Source organism: Aminiphilus sp. (assembly GCF_029975095.1).
In the GTDB taxonomy this organism is placed as follows: domain Bacteria; phylum Synergistota; class Synergistia; order Synergistales; family Aminiphilaceae; genus Aminiphilus.
Map to the genome: position 1 here is coordinate 26,603 of NZ_JARKPW010000102.1, position 18,468 is coordinate 45,070.

An 18,468-nucleotide genomic window follows, 5' to 3' on the forward strand; every position below is an offset into this window, starting at 1 on the left:
CGGGTTCCCGCCGTGGCGTCGCTCTCTCTGATCAGACGACAATGCGGACACGGCCCGGCCAGAACGCAAACATCACGCTTCCGAAACGTATCGCCCCATCTCTTTCAGCAAAGGTCGGTAGCATATGGGCAGACAATCTTCCAATTTCAACCCTGAACAGGAGAACCTTTTCCGAAGGACAGATTCGGAGGAAGAGGCTCTTTCCAATCCCGCTGTTTCGGAACCCCCACATCCGCGACAAGAGGCGGGCGACCTCCGTTGTCCACTGCGGGACGTCCCCAACGGTCGAAGAGTCCGCGTCGTCTCTCTTCCCCGGGGAGAGAGCGGCGCACGTCTGGAGGCACTCGGCATCCGCCCCGGCAAGATCGTGACGAAGCTCTCGGGCATGCCCTTTTCCGGCCCCGTCGCCCTGGAACTCGATGGGCGGCAGATCGCCGTGGGACACGGCGTCTCCAGGGCGATCCTCGTAGAGGAGGCGCCGGAGCCATGAACGGAGCGGAACGGCGTTCCTCCACGATTCCGGGGAGGGCTCGCCCGTGAAGGCCGAGGCAGGACGCCGCGCTTGCCGAGGATCCTGCTGCGGCAATCCCCTGGTGGCGGAACTCCGGGGCATCCCCTGCAATCGGAGAATTCTCCTCGTGGGCAACCCCAACGTGGGCAAGAGCGTGCTCTTCACGCGGCTCACGGGGGTACACGCCATTTCCTCCAATTATCCGGGAACGACCGTGGGTTTTTCCGAGGGACGTCTTGCCTTCGGGAATTCCTGCTTCCATCTCATCGACGTCCCCGGCGCCTACACCCTGGACCCCACGAACGAGGCGGAGGAGGTGGCCCGGCGCATTGTGGACGAGGGGGCCGAAGCGGTCATCGTCGTTCTGGATTCCACCGCGCTGGAGCGGAATCTCTACCTCGCCCTCCAGGTTCTCGAACGGGGCCTCCCGGTGGTGGTGGCCCTGAACATGGTGGACGAGGCGCGACACAAAGGTATCGCCGTGGATGCCGCCGCCCTCGCCGAAGCGCTGGGGGTTCCCGTAGTGCCCACCGTGGCCGTGACGGGACAGGGGATCAACGAACTCGTCCGGGCGCTGGAGGAGAGAACCCGCCGTGCAGCGCCGGAGGCGCACTCCCCCGCGGAAACGACACCACCGGCGACGCTGCGGAGCGCCGAAGAACGATGGCTCGCCATCGGAAGCGTCATCCAGCGGGTCCAGCGGGTGACCCACCGCCACCACACCTGGCGCGACAAGCTTGAGGACGCCTCGGTGGACCGCATCTGGGGCGGTCTCATCGCCCTGGCGGTCATTCTGGGCAGCTACAGCGCCATTCGTTTTCTCGGCGAGGGGCTCATCGACCATCTTCTGGACCCTCTGGCGAACCGGCTGCTGCTTCCCCTTCTGGGACAACTTTCCGCAGCCCTCGGAGGTGAGGGATTGCTTCACCATATCCTCATCGGCCGGCTCGTGGACGGTGCCATCGACTTCGAGCAGAGCTTCGGCATGCTCACCACGGGGCTCTATGTGGAGTTCGTCATGGTACTCCCCTACGTGACGGCCTTCTATACGGTGCTGAGCTTCCTGGAGGATTCCGGCTACCTTCCCCGGCTCGCGGTGTTCTTCGACGCCCTGCTGCACCGCCTCGGCCTGCACGGATTCGCCATCATCCCCACCCTGCTGGGACTCGGGTGCAACGTGCCGGGCATCCTCGCCACGCGGGTGCTCGAATCGCCCCGGGAACGCTTCATCGCCGCCACGCTCATCTCCGTGGCAGTGCCCTGCGCCGGGCTCCAGGCCATGGCGGTGGGCGTGCTGGGCGATCTGGGAGGACAGTACGTGCTCATCCCCTACGCGGTCCTCGCCGTCTCCTGGGTGATCCTGGGACGCATCCTCCATCTGATCCTTCCCGGCTACAGCCCGGAACTCATCGTGGAGATCCCCCCCTACCGACTCCCCTCACCCTCGGGGCTCCTGCTGAAACTCTGGTTCCGCATCAAGGGATTTCTTCTGGAGGCGACGCCTCTCGTACTGGGAGGCGTGCTCCTGGTGAACCTCCTCACCATGGCGGGCATCGTCCAGGCCGCGGCACGCCTCACCGCACCCCTGTTCCAGGGAGTGCTGGGACTTCCTCCCGAGGCGGCGGGACCGCTTCTCCTGGGCATTCTCCGCAAGGACGTGGCGGTGGGAATGCTCGTTCCCCTGGGTCTGTCGCCGCAGCAGCTCGTGGTGGCCGTGGTGACTCTGGCCATGACCTTTCCCTGCATCGCCACCTTCATCGTACTCTGGCGGGAGCTGGGAGGACGACGCCTCGCCGCGAGCATGGGGATCATGTTCTTCACGGCCTTCGCCGCCGGAGGCATTCTCCACGCGCTCTTCTCCCTGGCCGGCCGGTAGGACCGCAAAAAAACACCCGGTTCCGCTCGGGCGGAGCCGGGTGCACAGAGACTTCGGCAAAGCGGATCGTTTCAGCCCTTTCGTGCCATCATCTCCGCGTACAACGCCTCCACCCTGGCGACGATGCGCTCCACGGAGACACCCCGCCGCTCTGCGTACCACACACTTCCCCCGGCGCCGACCCCTTCCTTGACGAAGCCTTGCTCGTAGTCCCGGAGCCCCTGATAGGCACTCCTGGAGAAATCGAGGGGTGCCGCGTAGACATCCACCTCCGTCTCCGCCGCAAGGGTGGTGAAATCGGCGGCGGGATCCTGCGCCACGTATTTCGTGGTGGCCACCAGAAGAGGCCGGGTCACGCCCAGATTGCGTAAAATGGCCGCCACGGCGAGCATCTGGGTGCCGCCGGCGAGGACCACCTCGTGTTCCTCCGGAAGCCCCGCCACGAGCCCCGCCACGGCGATCTGCATGGGATCGCCGAAGGCCACCGCCGCGTCGAGCCCTTTTCCGCGGAACTCCCCGGGCTCTCTTCCCATCCGGCGAAAAGCCTGGGCGCAGAGCGACTCTTTGAGGCTCACGGGGTTGTTCGGCGACGCGGAGGAGACCATGCCGTCGATTCCGAGAGCACGCAGCACCATGTAGGCCGTGGTGGTGCCTCCCGGAACGGATTCCCCGATGACCAGCGGCTCACGCATTTCCGCAAAGACCCCCGCCAGATTTCGGGCCTCCTCGAAGAGCGCTCTCCCCTGGGAAACGGCGGTCTCCTCCGCGGGGTTCTTGCCGGGCTCCGCACAGAGGTCGAGATGGGGGCAGGCGGGAGGCAGATAGGATCCGGCACGGAGAGTGAGGTGAGGAATGTCGGCCTCCAGGATGGACGCCCGGGTGATGACGGCCGGAGTGGGATGCCCTTGAGGATCGACGGGAACCACGTCCACGATGCGGGGATGTCCCCATCGGAGCATGTCCGCATCCGCAGGGGCCGTGAAGGGGACGACCTGAGGATTCGCTCCCGCGGCGGAAAGGCCGGGGATCTTGCAGACGTCGGAACCGCCGATGACGAGAATGAACATGATTTTTTCCTCCTTGGCGCAAATGGGGTGACGGATTTCACGATTGTAGCGAAGCGGAACGGATTCGCCAACAAGGGATGTTTTGCTTTCTCTCTTCTCGCCGGTACGGCTCGCACGCATCCTTCGAAGGCGTTCCTCGGACAGGCGCAGGCATAAAAAAGCGTCGCCGCTCGAAAGCGACGACACTCGAGAAAAGCATTTTTTCCGACGGAGCCCTCCCGAAAAATCTTTCCGCGAGAGGAATAAAAGCCACGAATACCTCAAATGGCCTCGGGAAGCAACTCCACTCCTTCGGACAGAACGAGAGGAAGAGGCACGTGACAGGTCTGCTTCTCCACGCTCTTCAGTTCATAATGCCATGTTCCGTCCTTCTCGTTCTTCTGCCAGGAACCTTCAACGGAATGACCGCAATCAATCTGCTCCTGCTGCGAAAGATACCAGTTTCCCTCGCTGTCCTTCATCCACATGACAAAAAACCTCCCCTGTCCATCTCCCTTGGGTGTCCCTGCAAGCCCCTCTCTCCGGACATCGCTCCAGACCGGAGAGAACCGCGCTTCTCGCAGAGTCATCTCAATCGGGCGGAACAGGAAAGAACAAAACCCATGAATAAAACCCCCATGTTCTTCGTTTTGTCGCGGCGCCGGGCCGCTTCATCTCTTCCGAAGGCGATTCCCGGCACGAGATAGATATACCAGCGAAGCCTCCTCTTGTCAACCCCCGTTCATTTCGAACAAAAAAATAAACCGACTTCCGAAAAAACCGGCTTCTTCCGGGGCATCCCTCACGGGACCGGCGCACCGATTCGTGGTATGGTTTTTCGGAAGCGGAACCTCCGCCCGACGTGATGTATGGGGAACACCCGCACTGAAAGTCCGGCGGAGCGCCCCGGCGCGGCACTGCTATGCCCGCGGCGGAAGCACGGGGAGGTGCACCATGGAAGCGATACGAGAAAACCACGTCTCCCGTCAAGAGAACCACACAGAGGCTGTGGCGGGGGCACCCGGTTTTCGCCGAGTCCCAAGAGGACGAGGCGGGGACGACGAGGAACACCGAAGAAGCCGCTTCATGCTTTTTTCGGTCCGATTGCCTCTCCTCGCTCTTCTTTTTCTGCTCCTTCCCTTTTCCGAAAACGGCCACGGGGAGCACGCCGCCTGGGGCAAGGAACACATCATCGATTACAAAAGCGACATCACAGTGCAACAAAACGGCAGTCTCACCGTGGTGGAGACCATCACCGTCAACGCCGAGGGCGACCGCATCCGGCGGGGCATTTTCCGGGACATCCCTACCCTCTACCGCCCCGACAAAGGCCGCCCGCACACGGTTCCCCTCTCGGTGACGGGAGTCCGGCGGAACGGGCAGGATGAACCCTGGTTCACCGAGAACATCTCCGGAGGACTCCGCATCTACGCGGGAGCACGGGATGTCCTTCTGCAACCGGGGCGGCACACCTACGAGATCACCTACAGAACGTCACGACAGCTCGGTTTTTTCGCCACGCACGACGAACTGTACTGGAACGTCACGGGAAACGGATGGGAGTTTCCGATCCTCCGGGTTGCGGCGGAGGTGCATCTTCCTCCGGGAGCGGAGGCACTGTCCCTCGACGCCTGGACGGGCTCTCGGGGCTCCCGAAAACAGGACTTCCGGGGCGAGACGGAAGGGGCTACGGCGTCCTTCGCGACCACCCGTCCCCTCGCGCCCAAGGAGGGACTCACCATCGCCGTAGCCTGGCCGAAGGGACATGTGACACCTCCCTGGATCGGAGCGTTCTTTTTTCGGGATTACGGCATGGACGTGGCGCTCGTCCTCACCTTTCTCCTGGTGCTCCTCTTCTGGAGCGTCGTCTGGAGGCAACGAGGCCGGGATCCGAAACCGGGACTCCTCGTGCCGCGCTTCGCCCCGCCGCAGGGGTTCTCTCCGGCGTCGGTGCGCTTTTTGCATCGTCTCGGCTACGACCCAAAGATCTTCGCCTGCGTTCTCCTGTCCCTCGCCTCCAAGGGTCTGCTCCGCATCGAACGGGAGGGCCGTCTCCACCGTATTTCCCGGGTACGTCCCTCCGCGGCGGAACCGGAGGCCGAAGAGAACCCCGAAAAGGAAGACGAGGCGTTCTCCGACGCAAAGCACCCCGGAAGCGCGGAGGAAACGCCCGAAAAGCGGAGCAAGGCACCCCGGCAGGCCGAGAAGGCGAAAAAGCTCTGGGAGGAAGAACGACGCCTCCTGGGTTCGCTCTTCCGGGAAGAAGAGACGCTCCTCCTGCATCCGGACAACGCGGCCGTCATCTCCGCCGCTGCCGCCGGGCTGAGGGAGTCCCTGCAAAAACGCCACGAGGGACGGAACTTCGTCACCAACACGGGGTGGTTCATCGCGGGAATCGTCCTGACGGTGGCGCTCCTGATCCTCTTCTCCCTGGCGGCATTTCTGGGGGGCGTCGCCCACGACGTGATCATCTTCGGACTCCTGGGTACGGCGTGGAGTGCCGGCGCGGCGCTCCTCTGCGTCGCCCTCCTGCGGACCTTCCGGAACACCCTGCACCTCTTCCGCTCCTGCGGCGGATGCCGCACCCTCGTTTCCCTGCTTTTCAAGGGAACCTACGCTCTGGGCGCGCTGCTGCTCCTCCTGGGGGGCTTTCTCTTCACCGCGCTGGCTGTCTCCTTTGTCGCGGCACTCGCCGCCCTCGGCCTCGCCGCCGCGCTCCTCCTCTTCCGAAGACTGCTTCCGGCCCGCACGGAAAAAGGACGAAAGCGGCAGGACGAGATCGAGGGATTCGCCCTCTATCTGGAGACTGCCGAGGAGGAACGGCTGAAGCTGCTCCATCCGCCGGAGCGCACGCCGGAACTTTTCGAGGCGCTGCTCCCCTATGCGCTCGCCCTCGACCTCGAAGTGGCCTGGTCTGCGAAATTCGCGGAGCTGCTCCGAAAAGCCGTCGAGGAGGGAACCTACGTTCCGCTGTGGCACGACAGCACTGCCACGGCCTGGATGACGGAGGATCTCACCCGGAGCGTTTCCTCCTTCGGGGACGCCCTTGCCTCCACCATCGCCGTCGCCTCCGTTCCTCCCGGGTCCTCCTCGGGCTTCTCCGACGGAGATTCCGGAGGGGGGTCCTCCGGCGGCGGCGGCGGTGGAGGTGGAGGCGGCGGCTGGTAAGATGTGGTATGCTATGGGTCGTGATATGCGCTGAAGGTCTTCGCGTCGCCGAATCGAAGCCAGGGGCGGCGGAGGACGGAAACGACAGCAGGAACAAGGGGGGACGCAGCATGATCGCACTGGGCATTCTCGTGGTAGTGGTCCTGGGAGCGGGCCTGTGGTTCATGGGAGCCTATAACCGTCTCGTCCGGGGAAGAAATCTCGTGGAGGAGGCCTGGAGCGGCATCGACGTGCAGCTCAAACGGCGCCACGATCTCATTCCCAACCTCGTGGAGATCGTCAAGGGGTACGCGACCCACGAGAAGCAGATCTTCGAGGATGTGGCGCGCATGCGCTCCGCCTCCATCTCCGCATCGGGCGTCGCGGAGAAGGCGACGGCGGAGAACGGGCTCACCGGAGCATTGCGCCAGCTATTCGCCGTGGCCGAAGCCTATCCGGACCTGAAGGCGAACCAGAACTTCCTCCAGCTCCAGGAAAACCTCAACACCGTGGAGAGCGAACTTCAGATGGCCCGACGCTACTACACCGGGGCCGTCCGGAACCAGAACATTCTCGTGGAATCCTTTCCGTCGAACCTGGTGGCGAACATGTTCGCCTTCCAGAAGGCCACGTTTTTCGAGATCGAGGACGCCCAGGAGCGGGCAGTTCCCAAGGTTCAGTTCTAGCGGCAGGCGGCTTGCGGCGTCTCCGTTCTCCGGAGCGGAAGCGCGGACGGACCGGGACGACATGCCCAGACGGGGCGGCTGTCCCGGTTTTGCATGACCGAAGCGTGTCCTGTCGCGCCGGATTTTCGTGATAAGATTTCCGTAACGACGAGAAACGGTCCGGGAAGAGGCGGCGGCGAAGCCTTGCCCCTGCGGACGAAATGAAAGGAAGGCCGAGGGCGTCCATGACGAACGAACTGCTCTGGGGTGTTACATTGGTGTGCAATTTCGGAGGAATCAGCCTTGCCTACCGGCTGTGGGGCAAGACGGGGCTCTACTGTTGGGTGGCCATGGCAGCCATTCTCGCCAACATGCAGGTCATGAAGACCGTCTCCCTCTTCGGCATGGTGGCGACCCTGGGAAACATCATCTACGGAACATCCTTCCTCGCCACGGACATCCTCTCGGAAAATCACGGCAAGGCCGCCGCACGGCAGGCCGTGGCCATCGGCTTCTTCTCCCTCATCTTCACCACCGCGGCGATGAACCTCGCCCTGCTCTACATTCCCCACGAGAGCGATTTCGCTCAGGGACCCATGCAGGCACTTTTCTCCGTCATGCCCCGCATCGCCCTGGCGAGCCTCGCCGCCTACGGCATCTCCCAGTACCATGACGTCTGGGCCTACGACTTCTGGAGAAAACGTTTTCCCCACGTGCGCCACATCTGGATCCGCAACAACTTCAGCACGCTGGTCTCCCAGCTTCTCGACACGGCGGTCTTCGTCTCCATCGCCTTCGCCGGAATCTATCCCTGGCCGGTGCTGGCCCAGATCTTCTGCAGCACCTACGTTCTGAAGCTCCTCGTGGCCCTCGCCGACACCCCCTTCGTCTACCTGGCCAGGAGATGGAAGGACCGGGGCGTCGCGGGCGGACCGGCCGAGACACTGCAACAGGGGTGAGATCATGGAACGCGGCCTGCGCACAGGTATCCTCTGCCTTCTCCTGCTTCTCGTCGGCGTGCTCTATTTTTCCTTTCTGGGAAGCCACGGTCTTCTCGAACCCGACGAAGGCCGCTACTCTGAGATCCCCCGGGAGATGCTCGAGTCGGGGGACTGGGTCACGCCACGTCTGAACTACGTGAAGTACTTCGAGAAACCGGTGCTCCACTACTGGCTGACCGCCCTCTCCTTCAAACTCTTCGGGGAGAACGCCTTCGCCTCCCGTTTCGTTCCGGCCCTTCTCGCTCTCGCCGGGGTGGCCGTCACGGCCATCTTCGGAGCCACCTGCTTCGGCGGAAGGGCGGGTTTCCTGTCGGGGATCATCCTCGGCACGTCCCTTGCCTATTTCGCCATGGCGCACATCAACATCATCGACATGACGCTCACCTTCTTCCTCACCGTGGCCCTGTTCAGTTACTACCTGGGAATCACGCGAGACCGGGGGTGGCTGCTCGTCTTCTACACCGCCGCCGGTCTCGCGACCCTCTCCAAGGGGCTCGTCGGCTTTCTTCTCCCCGGGATCGTCATCTTCTGCTGGATCGCCTACACGCGGAGGTGGATCCTCATCTGGGAGAGCCTCAGCCTGTCGGGCATCCTTCTCTTCCTGCTCGTCACCGTTCCCTGGTTCACCCTGGTAAGCCTCCGCAATCCCGAATTCCCTTACTTCTTCTTCATCTACGAGCACTTCGTGCGCTACACCACCACCGTGCACGGCCGATTCGAACCCTGGTGGTTCTTCATCCCCATTCTGCTCGCAGGACTCCTTCCCTGGACGGGCTTCACCCTCACCGGCGCGAGCGATGCCATCCTCGGGACGAAAGAACGGGGTGAGGACCAGGAGGTGGGCGCCTATCTGCTCATCTGGTTCCTGGTGATCTTTCTCTTCTTCTCCTTCTCCAAGTCGAAGCTGATCCCCTACATTCTTCCCGTCTTTCCGCCCCTGGCGCTTCTGGCGGCACGAAGCCTCGACATCTGGAGCTACCTCGGTTCCAGCAGGGCGCTTCGCTTCGGTCTCTTCTGCGCATCCCTCTTCACGCTTCCCTTTGCGGCGGCTCTCGTGGCCTATCCGTTCTTCCAGGACCGCTTCCCCGCACAGGAACTGCTTCGTCTCGGCGTTCCCGTGGCAATAACGATGGCCCTTGGAACACTCTTCGGTTGGTTTTTCTGGTACCGCCGCCGCTACCACTCTCTTCTCACGGTGCTCTGTCTCTGTGCGCTGCTCCAGGGGATGGCCTTCAAACCCCTCTTCCGCTTCTACGGAACCATCCTCTCCGCAAAAGAGCTGGCGGGCATCATCCAAACCGAACGAAGACCCGGCGATCTCGTCGCCAATGTCGGGGAATACCACCAGGGACTCCCCTTCTACCTAAAGGAACGGATTCTCCTGGTGGACTATCTGGGGGAACTCGAATTCGGTTACCGCCAGGAGAACCAGACCACTTGGTTTCTCGACCGGGAAGCTTTCCGCGGCATCTGGGAAGGGGAGAATCGCGTGCTCATGGTCCTTCCCGAGGCCCGGTACGAAATGCTGCTCCAGGAAGGCTTTCTGCCGGGGAAAATCCTGGGGAAAGCCATGCGGGATCAGCTCGTCGTTCTGAACAGGGCCGACGGAGCCCAGTGATCCAGGGCGGCCTCGGAAAAGAGTCCTCCGACGACACTCGAGCGACGGCAAACCTTCAACTCCCGCCTTCGAAGGAAAATGTTTCTCCTTCGAAACGGCCGAAACACACCGGAAGGGACAGTACCTCCATTCATCCAGAGAAGAGGCGAAAGATCATATGACCAGCGCGCACGTGAGGGTCTCCCTCGTCATCCCCGTGTACAACGAGGAGGAATCGCTTCCGGCACTTTTTCGGCGCCTCACCCCCGTCCTCGAAGGGCTGGGGCGCTCCTGCGAGGTGCTCTTCGTCAACGACGGCAGCCGGGACCGCTCCCTGGCGTTTCTCCTCGCCTACCGGGACAGGCATCCCACAACCGTGCGGGTTGTGGACTTCAACGGCAACTTCGGCCAGCACATGGCCATTCTGGCCGGATTCGAGAAGAGCCGGGGCGACTTCGTGATCACCATGGACGCGGATCTGCAAAACCCCCCCGAGGAGATTCCCCGCCTGGTGGCGCTCCTCGAAGCGGGACACGACGTGGTGGGCACCTATCGCGTGGACCGACAGGACCCCCTCTTCCGCAAAGTCGCCTCCCGAATGGTAAACGGCATCACCAATCGCATCACCGGACTGGGACTTCGGGATTACGGCTGCATGCTCCGGGGGTATGCGCGGCGTATCGTGGACTACATCAACTCCTGTCCGGAGACGACAACTTTCATCCCCGCCCTGGCGAAGAAATTCGCCGTCAATCCCGCGGAAATCCCCGTGGACCACGCGGAGCGCAACGCCGGAACCTCCAAGTACGGCCTCTACCGCCTCATTCGACTGAACTTCGATCTCATGACGGGGTTCTCTCTGGTTCCGCTTCAGGCCGTGACGCTTCTGGGCATGCTCGTCTCCATTCCCAGCTTCCTCCTCATGCTCCTCCTGCTGGCGCGACGTCTCCTCCTCGGCCCCGAGGCGGAGGGCGTGTTCACCCTCCTGGCGATCAACTTCTTCCTCATGGGCATCACCATGCTCTCCGTGGGCATCGCCGGCGAATACGTGGGACGCATCTACCAGGAAGTGCGGCGGAGACCACGCTTCGTCATCCGAACCGTCTACGAGGGAGAACCGGGCGGTACGCCGCCTCCGGTGCCATGGCAGGACGCAACGCCGGAAAAGGAGCCCCTCGCCTGCATGGTCGGAGGAGAGGAGGCACGCCGTGACTGAGCGCGAACCACGGGTCGTGGTCTTCGCCTACAGCGAGGTGGGCACACGCTGCCTCGAAACACTCCTCCGTCTCGGCGCACACGTGGTGGGGGTCTTCACCTACGAGGACGACCCGCAGGAAACCATCTGGTTCCACTCCGTGGCGCAGACCGCCCTGGAAGCGGGACTTCCCGTCCTCTTCGGTTCTCCGACGGAGGAACGGGTCCGTGCGCTCCGCCCGGACCTGCTCTTCTCTTTCTACTACCGCGATATGATCGGCGAGAGCATTCTGCGCCTGCCGGGGCTCGGAGCGTTCAACATGCACGGATCCCTGCTGCCGAAGTACCGGGGACGGGCGTGCGTCAACTGGGCGGTTCTCATGGGGGAGACGGAGACGGGCGCGACCCTGCACCACATGGTGAAGAGCGCCGACGCGGGAGACCTGGTGGATCAGGAGCGGGTTCCCATTCTCTTCGAGGACACGGCCCAGGACGTGGCCCTCAAGGTGGCCGACGCGGCGGTGGCCGTTCTCGAACGATCCTGGCCTCTGCTCGCGGCGGGGCGAGCACCGCGCATTCCCCAGGATCCCGCTCTCGCCACCACCTTCGGACGCAGGCGCCCCGAGGACGGCCACATCGACTGGACCTGGGAGGCAAAACGGATCTACAATCTCGTCCGCGCCGTGACCCGTCCCTTTCCGGGGGCCTTCACCTTCGCGGGAGGGCGGAAGCTCCTCGTCTGGCGGTGCTTCCCCGAGGAAAAGGACCCCGCCGTCCCCAAGATCCTTCCCTGCGGCACCGTGTTGTCCACGGCACCGCTCCGGGTGCTCGCCGGAAACGGGACGGCAGTACGTCTCGAACGAGTGCAGTGGGGCGATTCCGTCGCCGGAACACCCCTGCTCTCCGGAGAAGAGGACATGGACGGGATGGCCTTCGGCGCACGGAACCTCCGCGAAGGAGAACGCCTCGGCCCCAGGGAGGACCGGGCCGACGTGCCGACGTGCGAAGAAGGGACATTCTCCCCAAAAGAGGACACGGACACGAACCGACGAAATGGAAGGAGTCATGACGCATGAACGTGGTCATTCTCGGAGCCAACGGATTCATCGGAAGCCATCTCTCGGAGCGGATTCTCGCGGAGACGGACTGGACCGTCTCCGCTCTCGACCTGCACGCGCATCACCTGGAGCACTGCCTCACCGATCCCCGCTTCGTCTTCCGGAAGGGAGATCTTCTCGCCGAAAGCGCCTGGATCGAGGAACAGATCCGCGCCGCCGACGTGGTGCTCCCTCTCGTGGGCATCGCCCAACCCGCCTATTATGTAAAGAACCCCCTCTACGTCTTCGAACTGGATTTCGAGCAGAACCTGAAGATCGTCCGCATGTGCGTGACCCACAGCAAACGAGTGCTCTTCCCCTCCACCTCCGAGGTGTACGGGCTCTGCCCGGACAAGGAACTCTCCGAGGATGAATCCCTCCTGGTCCTCGGTCCGGTGAGCAAGATGCGCTGGATCTACAGCTGCAGCAAACAGATGATGGACCGGGTCCTCGCCGCCTACGGACAGGAACGGGGACTGCGCTTCACCTGCTTCCGGCCCTTCAACTGGACCGGCCCCCGGCTTGATGAGCCCGCCGATGCGGAGAGGGGAACCGCCCGGGTGATCACCCAGTTTCTCTTCAACCTCGTGCACGGCAGGCCGCTTCATCTCGTCGGCGGAGGCAGGCAGCGACGAAGCTTCACTTCCATCCACGACGGCATCGACGCTCTCCTCGCCATCGTCCGGAACGAGCGGAACAATCTCGACGGGGAGATCCTGAACATCGGCAATCCCGCCAATCAAGCCTCGGTAAAGGAACTGGCCCACCTCGTCCGGGACGCCGCGGCGGCCTATCCGAAATACGCCCCCCTCGCGGCGGCGGCGGTCATCGCGGACATTCCCGAGGACGACTACTACGGCAAGGGCTACGCGGACGTGCAGCACCGCGTTCCCAGCATCGCCAAGGCGGAGCGCCTGCTAAGCTGGCGTCCGAAACGAACTCTGGAGGACATCGTCCGGGACACCGTGCACTATTATCTCGGCGACGGTGGCGCATGGGCATGACGGTGCGTCTGGCCATCAAGGTGGACGTGGACACCCTGCGAGGGCATCGCGAAGGCGTGCCGAATCTGCTGCGTCTCTTCGACCGGACGGGGATTCGGGCGAGCTTCTTCTTCTCCCTGGGCCCCGACAACTCCGGCAAGGCCGTGCGGCGCCTCCTCCGCCCGGGGTTCTTGACCAAGATGTGCCGCACGAAAGCGCCCAGCACCTACGGATGGAAGACACTCCTCTACGGCACGCTTCTTCCGGCCCCTCTCATCGCCGGACCGAATCCACAGATGCTCCGGGACGCCGTGCGCAGCGGCCACGACTGCGGCATCCACGCCTGGGATCACGTGAAATGGCAGGATCTCCTGCCCCGCATTCCTGCGGAGGAACTCGCCGCGGATTTCGACCGCGCCTGCGGTCTCTTCGAGGAGATCGCAGGAAGGCCGCCCCGCTCCTGCGCCGCTCCGGGATGGCAGGTCACGGAGGCGAGCCTCCGCATGCAGGAACGCAAAGGATTTCTCTACTGCAGCGACTGCAGGGGGAGGGAACCGTTCCTTCCCGTCGCGGAGGGAGAAGCGCTTCGCACGGTGCAGATTCCCACGACGCTTCCCACCCTGGATGAATGCCTCGGCGCCCCCGGAACCACCGACGCCTCGCTGGGCGACGCCTACCTGGCACTGCTCCGGCGAGCGCCGGCGACCTCTGCCGCACAGGAAACTCCGGCACCGAGGACTCCGAAGGACCACATCCTCCATGTTCACACCGTCCACGCGGAAATGGAGGGCTTGAGCAAGCTCGCCCTCTTCGAGTCCTTTCTCACGGGGTGCCGTGCGAGGGGAGTCCGGTTCACCGCCCTGGACGACGTGGCCCGCGCCGTCGAGCCGGAAAGGCTCCCCCTCTGCCCCGTCGAAAAGGGAACACTTCCCGGTCGTGCGGGAACGGTGGCCCTGCAGGGAGATCCCATCGTCCCCTGGATGCACCGCCTCGCCTGACTCTCCGCAAAACCAAAGAGCGCCCCGCCGGTGAAAAAATCCGCAGCGGGGCGCTCTTTCGTGCGCGAAGGACGTATGGCTCTCTTTCGTCAAAGTGAGAGGGGCAGGCCTTTTCGAGGCAGGGGACAGGCCCCATTTTCTCTCTCCTCGGGAAGGGCGGTTTTTTCGTGTGCTCGCGAGTTCGAGAACCGGCCGCCGCGCAAGGCACTGCATCGGCAGTGTTTCGACGGTGTTTTCCTGTGCGCTTGCGAGCCGGGGGAGATGGCTCTTCCGGAGAAAGAGGCCGAGTCCTGCCCGGGTCACACGCCTCCTCTGCCGATGCCGTAGCAGACGAATCCCATCGCCCGAGCTCGATCCGGCGCGTAGAGATTCCGCCCGTCGAAGATGACCGCTTCCCGAAGCAGGGACTTCATACGGTCGAAATCGGGATGCCGGAACAAAGGCCATTCGGTGACGAGGAGAAGGGCATCGGCTCCGGAGAGGGCGTCGTAACAGTCCTCGACGTAGACGATGCCGGGGTCGTCTCCCAGAAGCGCCCGAGCGTTCGCCTCAGCGACGGGATCGTAGGCCCGTATCGACGCGCCGAGGCGGCGCAGCTCCCGCACCAGAAAGAGGGACGGTGCCTCCCGAATGTCGTCCGTGTTGGGTTTGAAGCTCAGCCCCCACAGGGCGAAGGTCTTCCCCGCCAGGTTCTCTTTGCCTCCATAATGGCACTCCATCCTGTCGAGGAACACCTGCCGCTGCCGCCGGTTCACCTCCTCCACGGCCCGAAGGATGGACAGGTCGTACTCCTTCTCCCGGGCGGAATGGATGAGGGCCTTCACGTCCTTGGGAAAACAGGACCCTCCGTAACCGAGCCCGGCCTGGAGAAAGGCGTGGCCGATACGGCTGTCCGAGCCGATGCCGACGCGGATCTCCTCGATGTCCGCCCCCACGGTCTCGCAGAACGCCGCGAGTTCGTTCATGAAGCTGATTCGGGTGGCGAGCATGGCGTTGGCGGCGTACTTGGTGAGTTCCGCGCTGGGAATGCTCATGGCGAAGAGGCTGTTCTCCCGGAGGATGAAGGGAGCGAAGAGTTCCTTCAGGAACTCCGCGGTGCGCCCGTTCTCCGTGCCCACCACGACCCGATCTGGATGGAGAAAATCCTCCACGGCGGACCCCTCTTTGAGAAATTCGGGGCAGAAGGCCACGTCGAACTCGATGTCCCGCCTTCCCCGGCGCTGTAGCGCCTCCTCCACGATGGTCTTCATCCGCAGCGTGGTCCCCACGGGAACCGTGGACTTGAGAACCAGGATCTTGTAGCTGTCCAGACACGCCCCGATCTGTTCCGCCACGGCGAGGACGTGCTGCAGGTCCGCTCTTCCGTCCTCGCCGGGAGGGGTGCCCACGGCGATGAAGACGAAAAGGCTCGACTGGATGCCATGCTCCAGGCTCGTGGTGAAGTGGAGACGTCCCTGCTTGAGGTTGCGCCGGAGCACTTCTTCGAGCCCCGGCTCATAGATGGGAAGTTCCCCCTCGTTCAGCCGGGCGATCTTCGTCTCGTCGATGTCCACGCACCAGACATCGTTGCCCGTCTCGGCGAGACAGACTCCCGTGACGAGCCCCACATATCCCGTTCCGATCATGCACACCCGCATGCTCTTCCTCCTTACGACCCTCGAAGTCACCTCGTCGCCCGACTACGGGAAAGCGCTCTTTTTTCCTCCGACGGAACGACGCACAAGCGGGGCTTCCGACCCCCTACGCATTCTATCGGTTTCGCCCCCTTCGGAACAGCCCCTCATTCTCTCGTCTTGCGGAGAAGGAGCGGGGTCTGTAGGATGGGGAGGGTACCGAGAACCCCACCGGTGGAACACCGCACCGGTGAGACGGGAGGAATGACCATGTTCGTACTCGTGAAAAACGCCACGGTCTACGCCCCGGAACCACTGGGCCGAAGGGACATTCTCTTGGCGGGAGAGCGCATCGCCTGGATGGGACAGGAATTTCCGGAAAACGGCACGCTGCCGGACCTGGAGGTGCTGGACGCGTCGGACCTGCTCGCCGTTCCGGGTTTCGTGGACGGCCACGTACATCTCTGCGGCGGCGGCGGCGAGGGAGGGTTCGCCACCCGCACACCCGAGATCGCTCTTTCCGCTCTCGTCAGGGGAGGCGTCACCTCCGTGGTGGGCGTTCTCGGAACAGACAGCGTGACCCGAACGACGGCGAACCTCGTGGCAAAAGCCCGGGGACTCGTCGAGGAGGGCGTCAGCGCCTGGTGCCTCGTGGGCTCCTACCAGTTGCCGGTGAAGACCCTCACGGGCTCCGTGGAGGGCGATCTCGTCCTCGTGGACCGCATCATCGGCGTCGGAGAAATCGCCCTCTCAGACCACCGCTCCTCACAACCATCCGTGGAAGAGGTGGCGAAGGTGGCCGCAGCGGCCCGGGTGGGAGGCATGCTCTCGGGAAAGGCGGGGGTGGTGAACGTCCATCTCGGGGACGGCCCCCGGGGACTGGATTTTCTCCGGCGGATCTGCGCGGAGACGGAGATTCCTCTCTCCCAGTTTCTCCCCACGCACATGAACAGAAATCCCCGCCTTTTCGAGGAGGGGATTCGCTACGCCCAAGGCGGAGGATTCGTGGACCTCACCACAAGCACGACCCGGAAGTTCCTTGAGGAAGGCGAGGTGTCCTGCGCGGGGGCGCTGCGGCGGCTCCTGGAGGCCGGCGTTCCGCCGGAACGGATCTCCTTCAGCTCCGACGGACAGGGGAGCCTCCCCGATTTCGACGCCGCGGGCACGCTCAAGGGGCTTACCGTGGGCAGCGTGGAATCTCTCTTCGAGGCCGTGCGCGAGGCGGTCCTCACCGAGGGCGTTCCACTGGCGGAGGCACTTCCCGTGGTCACCTCCACACCCGCAACGGTGTACAAGCTCCCCGGCAAAGGGGTCCTTCGGCGGGGGTTCGATGCGGATCTCGTGCTCCTGGACCGGGAGACCCTGCACATCTCCTCCGTCCTCGCCCGGGGACGCATCCTGCTCCGAAACGGCACCCTTCTTGCGAAGGGAACCTTCGAGAGCTAGGACGCACCAGAAAAGAAGAGCCTCCCCTCTTCCTCGATGCAAAGCCCCGGAATGGACAGGGCTTGAAACGCCCCCGAAAAGAAGAGGCTCCGCCTCCGGCGGAGCCTCAGAAAACCTCAGAACCCCGGACCTCACACTTCCAGGGCGCGGAGCGTCTCCGCCGTGGGCAGTCCCGAGGCATCCCACCCACGAAGGGCGTAATAGGCATCGAGCATGGCCTCCAGGTCCTCCCGGGTAAGCCGCACGGAGCGCCGCTCCAGCCCGGGGGGAAGTTCGAGCGCCTCTTCGAGGATTCGGGGCGGCAGCGTGTCGTCCCGCCTCGAGATTCCTCCCTCCCGGTGGTTGAAGCGACGGATACAGTTCCAGATGCGTTCTCCCGCCCGGAGATACTCTTCGTAGGAAAAGGGCTCTCCGAGGGCGGCGGCGAGCCCCTCTTCCAGATCCTCCGTCGTCATGGGGAGAAAATCGCACACCACCAGGGAATAGGCGGCGGCGCGCTCGTCCTGGACATCCTTCACGAACCGGGGAAAGGCGTCCCGGGAGAATCGGGGAAGCTCTCCGTCGATCTCGGCCCGGCTGGTCCAGGCCCGCTGATGGCACGCGCCGCGATCGGAGGTGGCATAGGCAAGGGCCATGCCCCAGGAGCCGCGGGGCTCGTATCCGGGAATCTCCATACCCTTCACGTGCATCGCCCAGAATGCGCTCCCTCCGCCGATCTTCTCCGAGGCAAGGCGCACGCCGTCCGCAAGGATCTCTCCCGCGCCGCGCCGATAGGCCAGATCCTCCAGGAGGCGAAGCTGTCCCGCCCCGTCTCCGAAGGCAGGAACGCCCGAGAGGAGCCCCTTCTCGCCGCACTCCATGGCGAAGCTCACCACCGCCCCGGCGGAGATGGCGTCCAGGCCGAGTTCGTTGCAGCAGTGCACCGCCCGTCCGACCTCCGCCACGTCCTTCATGCCGTCGTTGCTGCCGAGAAGCGCGATGGACTCGAACTCCACCTTCGCTTCCACGTCACCGAAACGGGCCACCTTGCCGCAGGCGATGGTGCAGTTGAAACAGGCCACGTCCCGTTTCGTGTAGTAGCGCAGATTCGGTGCGGTGAGCCCGTAGTGAAAGGGAAGGGACGCCTTCTGGAAATTGCGGGTGGGGAGCATCCCCGCCCGATTCATGGAATCCACCCAGAAGGAGGTCCCCACGGTGCGGCGGATGTGGATCATGGAACTCTCCCGCATGGCGGCGTTCATCCGCACCGCCAGCGCACGCATTTTTTCCGCATCCGCGAGGGGTGCGTTTCCCG

The 18,468-nt window shown here is 63.8% G+C and carries 15 protein-coding genes; 11 read left to right on the forward strand and 4 right to left on the reverse strand.

The window, feature by feature from the left end; genetic code table 11:
- Positions 1–124 precede the first annotated feature (124 nt).
- The gene (locus Q1K49_RS14895; protein ID WP_213692342.1) at positions 125–490 is read left to right on the forward strand and encodes a FeoA domain-containing protein; all 366 of its coding nucleotides are present in this window, start codon (positions 125–127) and stop codon (positions 488–490) included.
- Positions 491–593: 103 nt separating this feature from the next.
- Positions 594–2,387, forward strand: coding sequence for a ferrous iron transporter B (locus tag Q1K49_RS06060; protein WP_300524032.1), 1,794 nt, complete (start codon positions 594–596; stop codon positions 2,385–2,387).
- Positions 2,388–2,458: 71 nt separating this feature from the next.
- Here Q1K49_RS06060 and cobT read toward each other — a convergent pair whose 3' ends face one another.
- The gene (gene cobT / locus Q1K49_RS06065) at positions 2,459–3,574 is read right to left on the reverse strand and encodes a nicotinate mononucleotide-dependent phosphoribosyltransferase CobT (protein WP_300523999.1); all 1,116 of its coding nucleotides are present in this window, start codon (positions 3,572–3,574) and stop codon (positions 2,459–2,461) included.
- Positions 3,575–3,714: 140 nt separating this feature from the next.
- Complete coding sequence (locus tag Q1K49_RS06070; protein WP_213692995.1) at positions 3,715–3,921, reverse strand: hypothetical protein; 207 nt, start codon at positions 3,919–3,921, stop codon at positions 3,715–3,717.
- Between the two features lie 598 nt (positions 3,922–4,519).
- Between Q1K49_RS06070 and Q1K49_RS06075 the strand changes: the two genes are divergently transcribed.
- From Q1K49_RS06075 to Q1K49_RS06110, 8 genes are all read left to right on the forward strand, one after another.
- Positions 4,520–6,601: a DUF2207 domain-containing protein gene (locus Q1K49_RS06075; RefSeq protein ID WP_300524002.1), complete on the forward strand. Its 2,082-nt coding sequence runs from the start codon at positions 4,520–4,522 to the stop codon at positions 6,599–6,601.
- Positions 6,602–6,711: 110 nt separating this feature from the next.
- Complete coding sequence (locus Q1K49_RS06080; RefSeq protein ID WP_300524005.1) at positions 6,712–7,266, forward strand: LemA family protein; 555 nt, start codon at positions 6,712–6,714, stop codon at positions 7,264–7,266.
- Between the two features lie 224 nt (positions 7,267–7,490).
- Positions 7,491–8,204 carry a queuosine precursor transporter gene (locus tag Q1K49_RS06085; RefSeq protein ID WP_300524008.1) on the forward strand — a complete coding sequence of 238 codons (714 nt, stop codon included), beginning with the start codon at positions 7,491–7,493 and terminating at the stop codon, positions 8,202–8,204.
- 4 nt (positions 8,205–8,208) lie between these two features.
- Positions 8,209–9,864, forward strand: coding sequence for a glycosyltransferase family 39 protein (locus Q1K49_RS06090; protein ID WP_300524010.1), 1,656 nt, complete (start codon positions 8,209–8,211; stop codon positions 9,862–9,864).
- Between the two features lie 157 nt (positions 9,865–10,021).
- Positions 10,022–11,059 carry a glycosyltransferase gene (locus Q1K49_RS06095; protein ID WP_300524012.1) on the forward strand — a complete coding sequence of 346 codons (1,038 nt, stop codon included), beginning with the start codon at positions 10,022–10,024 and terminating at the stop codon, positions 11,057–11,059.
- Complete coding sequence (locus Q1K49_RS06100; protein ID WP_300524014.1) at positions 11,052–12,113, forward strand: formyltransferase; 1,062 nt, start codon at positions 11,052–11,054, stop codon at positions 12,111–12,113. The genes Q1K49_RS06095 and Q1K49_RS06100 overlap by 8 nt, the downstream gene beginning before the upstream one ends.
- Positions 12,110–13,138 (forward strand): bifunctional UDP-4-keto-pentose/UDP-xylose synthase, encoded by a 1,029-nt coding sequence (locus Q1K49_RS06105; RefSeq protein ID WP_300524016.1) that lies wholly within the window; start codon positions 12,110–12,112, stop codon positions 13,136–13,138. Before Q1K49_RS06100 ends, Q1K49_RS06105 begins: the two co-directional genes overlap by 4 nt.
- A complete protein-coding gene (locus Q1K49_RS06110; protein WP_300524019.1) occupies positions 13,135–14,115 on the forward strand; it encodes a polysaccharide deacetylase family protein in 981 nt (326 codons plus the stop codon). Before Q1K49_RS06105 ends, Q1K49_RS06110 begins: the two co-directional genes overlap by 4 nt.
- A 299-nt stretch (positions 14,116–14,414) precedes the next feature.
- On the opposite strand, the gene Q1K49_RS06115 is transcribed toward Q1K49_RS06110, so the two are convergent.
- Positions 14,415–15,752, reverse strand: a complete 1,338-nt coding sequence (locus tag Q1K49_RS06115) for a UDP-glucose/GDP-mannose dehydrogenase family protein (RefSeq protein ID WP_300524021.1) — start codon at positions 15,750–15,752, stop codon at positions 14,415–14,417.
- 246 nt (positions 15,753–15,998) lie between these two features.
- Here Q1K49_RS06115 and iadA point away from each other — a divergent pair, with 246 nt between their 5' ends.
- Positions 15,999–17,174: a beta-aspartyl-peptidase gene (iadA, locus tag Q1K49_RS06120; protein WP_300524023.1), complete on the forward strand. Its 1,176-nt coding sequence runs from the start codon at positions 15,999–16,001 to the stop codon at positions 17,172–17,174.
- 131 nt (positions 17,175–17,305) lie between these two features.
- Here iadA and Q1K49_RS06125 read toward each other — a convergent pair.
- The coding region (locus tag Q1K49_RS06125) for an aldehyde ferredoxin oxidoreductase C-terminal domain-containing protein (RefSeq protein WP_300524024.1) at positions 17,306–18,468 on the reverse strand (1,163 nt) is incomplete at its 5' end.

Bases quoted from the DNA above. Each gene is read 5' to 3' on its own strand.
- Q1K49_RS06095 (WP_300524012.1), top strand. From the start codon at position 10,022: ATGACCAGCGCGCACGTGAGGGTCTCCCTCGTCATCCCCGTGTACAAC.
- cobT (WP_300523999.1), bottom strand. From the start codon at position 3,574: ATGCGTGCGAGCCGTACCGGCGAGAAGAGAGAAAGCAAAACATCCCTT.
- Q1K49_RS06110 (WP_300524019.1), top strand. From the start codon at position 13,135: ATGACGGTGCGTCTGGCCATCAAGGTGGACGTGGACACCCTGCGAGGG.
- Q1K49_RS06085 (WP_300524008.1), top strand. From the start codon at position 7,491: ATGACGAACGAACTGCTCTGGGGTGTTACATTGGTGTGCAATTTCGGA.
- Q1K49_RS06115 (WP_300524021.1), bottom strand. From the start codon at position 15,752: ATGCGGGTGTGCATGATCGGAACGGGATATGTGGGGCTCGTCACGGGA.
- Q1K49_RS06075 (WP_300524002.1), top strand. From the start codon at position 4,520: ATGCTTTTTTCGGTCCGATTGCCTCTCCTCGCTCTTCTTTTTCTGCTC.
- Q1K49_RS06080 (WP_300524005.1), top strand. From the start codon at position 6,712: ATGATCGCACTGGGCATTCTCGTGGTAGTGGTCCTGGGAGCGGGCCTG.
- Q1K49_RS14895 (WP_213692342.1), top strand. From the start codon at position 125: ATGGGCAGACAATCTTCCAATTTCAACCCTGAACAGGAGAACCTTTTC.
- Q1K49_RS06105 (WP_300524016.1), top strand. From the start codon at position 12,110: ATGAACGTGGTCATTCTCGGAGCCAACGGATTCATCGGAAGCCATCTC.
- Q1K49_RS06090 (WP_300524010.1), top strand. From the start codon at position 8,209: ATGGAACGCGGCCTGCGCACAGGTATCCTCTGCCTTCTCCTGCTTCTC.
- Q1K49_RS06070 (WP_213692995.1), bottom strand. From the start codon at position 3,921: ATGTGGATGAAGGACAGCGAGGGAAACTGGTATCTTTCGCAGCAGGAG.
- iadA (WP_300524023.1), top strand. From the start codon at position 15,999: ATGTTCGTACTCGTGAAAAACGCCACGGTCTACGCCCCGGAACCACTG.